The 2,649-nt window shown below is 65.7% G+C and carries 2 protein-coding genes; both read right to left on the bottom strand.

The window, feature by feature from the left end:
* Positions 1-148 precede the first annotated feature (148 nt).
* Entirely contained in the window at positions 149-1,315 is a 1,167-nt protein-coding gene (locus EN893_RS28230; RefSeq protein ID WP_127271325.1) for an FAD-binding oxidoreductase, read from the bottom strand.
* A gap of 29 nt (positions 1,316-1,344) precedes the next feature.
* On the bottom strand, positions 1,345-2,649 hold a 1,305-nt coding region (locus EN893_RS28235), incomplete at its 5' end, for an ATP-binding protein (RefSeq protein WP_128361960.1).

Genomic DNA, 2,649 nt, shown 5'->3' on the forward strand with positions numbered 1-2,649 from the left:
CCCTGTGGGAGAAGGTGGATCGGCGCGCAGCGCCGAGACGGATGAGGGGTGTTCCAGCGGAGTGAGGCGTTGGCGTTCCCTGGAACACCCCTCATCCGTCGCCTTCGGCGACACCTTCTCCCACAGGGGGAGAAGGAAACGCCAACGCTCAAATCACGTTCAATTCCCGGAACGCCCGCCCTTCCGCGACTCGACCATAGCCAAACGCCGAACAATCCACCGTGCGATAGCCGCCATGAACGATCAGTTCGGCCAGCGCCTTGCCGACCGCCGGCGCCTGCTGCAGGCCGTGGCCGGAGAATCCGTTGGCGAAGATGAAATTGCCGACTTCGGGATGCGGACCGATCACCGCGTTCTGGTCGAGCGTGTTGTAGTCGTAGTGGCCGGCCCAGGCGCGGGTCGGCTTGATCGCCTCGAAGGCGGGAATGCGGGTCGCCAGCACCGGCCAGATCACCTCTTCGAACAGCGGCCAGTTTACCTCGAAGTCGCCGGGGTCGGGTGCGCGGTCGCCTTCCTCCGGTTCGGCGCCGCCGGTGAGGTAGACCGAGCCTTCCGGACGGACATAGATGCCGGAGGGATCGACCAGCAGCGGCATGTCGGCATATTTCTCGCGCGCCTCGAAGACGAAGACATTGCGCTTGCGCGGCTCGACCGGCAGCTCAAGCCCGGCCATGGCAGCCACCTTGCCGGCGTTCGGGCCGGCGGCGTTGACGACGATGCCAGCCTCCAGCGTCTCGCCATTGCCGAGGCTCACTCCGGTGACGCGGTTGCCATCGCGCGCGATGCCGGTGACATCGGCGGCGATGAAATCGACTTTCTTCTGCCGCAGCGCCTTGCGGAACAGCGTCAGCATCGCATGCGCGTCGAACCAGCCTTCGCCGGTGCGGCCATAGGCGCCGGCTGAAATGCCCTCGGTCGACAGCCACGGGAACCGGCGCGTAAGCTGGGCGGCATCCTCCAGCACGATGTCGGCGCCCTCCGCGATCTGCGCCTCGTGATTGCTCTTGAGGATCGGCAAGCCGTCCTCGCCGGCAAGGATGAGGTAGCCGCCCTCGCGAAAGCCGATATCGGCGTCGTCCCCGAACTCTTCCTTCAGCCGCCGAAACAGTTTCAGCGTGAACTGCGACAGGCGGATGTTTTCCGGGATCGAGAATTGCTGGCGGATCGAGGCCATGGACAGCGTCGTTGCCGCATGCGCGAATTGCGGATCACGCTCGACCAGCGCGATCGTGCCGGAAAACCCTTGCTCACGCAGGTAATAGGCGACCGAGGAGCCGACGATGGCTCCGCCGATGATGACGATGTCGTAGCGCATGTTCTCTCCGATCCGGCCGATGGTGTCCTTCACGCCACCGGCAGAATGATCTCGAAGCGCGTGCCGCGTTCGCTGTCAACCAGCGCGATCATACCATCATGCGCTTTCAGGAGGGCCAGCACGATGCCGAGCCCCATGCCGGTGCCGCCCTGTTCGCGCCGCGTGGTGAAAAACGGCTCGAAAATGCGCGCCCGGTTGCTCGGCGAAATACCGGCGCCGTCGTCACTGACCAGGAGGCTCGCCTTGCCGTCGGCGCTCGTAGCGGAGACAGAAACCTGTGTCGCGCCGTGCCTGGCCGAATTGTCGATGAGATTGGCCAGCACGATAGCCGCGTTCTCGGCCGATATGTGCAATCTGATGTCGCCGCCGGCCCCGATGCTAACCGCCAGCCTGTTGTCTACGGGAAGCAGCGCCAGCGCCGCACCGATCGATGTGCTTTCGCCGCTCGGCGCCAGGTTTTCGGCGCGCGCCATGTCAAGCAGGCGGCGAACCAGCAGATTGAGCCGTCCCGCATCGGTGACGATATTGTTGGAGAAACGCCGCCGCTCCGTATCGTCCATCGCGCCACCGGAATCGCGCAGCAATTCGGCTGCGCCCTGGATCGCTGTCAGCGGCGATTTGAGTTCGTGCGAGACATGGGTGGCGAACGTCTGGATGCTGTCGGAACGCGCCTGCAGTTTTTCGGCCATGTCGAGGAAGGCGGCGGAAAGCTCCGCCATCTCTCGCGTGCCGTGATGGTCGAGCGGCCTGATCGCCGCGCGGTCGCCGGCGGCGATGCGCTCGGTGCGGTCGATCAGCGCATAGATCGGCCGGCTGACGGTGCGCAGGAAGATGAGGCCGATGAGCAGCGTGCCGCCGAGAATGGCAATCGCCGCCAACGTCACCTTGCCGCGTTCGCCATAGAGATGCTTGATGATGTTGTTGGGCGTCCGCGACACATAGACGACGCCGGCGACCTTGCCGTCGACGGCCACCGGCAAAGCGGCGAAGACACGCACCTTGGTGCCGCGGCTGACCGAATAGAGCGGCGGCGCCGGCTGGTCGCGGATGCGCAGCCTGAGCGCGCTGGCATAGCTGCCGGCAAGTGCTGTGCGCACCTCTTCGGCCGCACTGAGCGACTGGCCGACCTCGCCGCGCCCGGCAATGACGACGCCCCGGGGATCGAGCAGCCGGAAGCCGGCCAGCGTGGTTTTCTGCGTGGCGTCGAGAATACCGGACAGGCGCGCACCGATCGCCGCGAAGGCAGGATCGGCGGTGGCAGCGATCGCCGCCGGCCGGGTCGGCAGCACATAGTCGGAGGCGAGATCGAGTTGCGGCTCGATCGGCTTGTACAG

Origin of the sequence: Mesorhizobium sp. M7A.F.Ca.CA.004.04.2.1, assembly GCF_004022825.1 — a bacterium.
Taxonomy (GTDB): domain Bacteria; phylum Pseudomonadota; class Alphaproteobacteria; order Rhizobiales; family Rhizobiaceae; genus Mesorhizobium.

Coding starts and splice junctions, on each gene's coding strand:
- EN893_RS28230 (WP_127271325.1), bottom strand. CDS start 1,315: ATGCGCTACGACATCGTCATCATCGGCGGAGCCATCGTCGGCTCCTCG.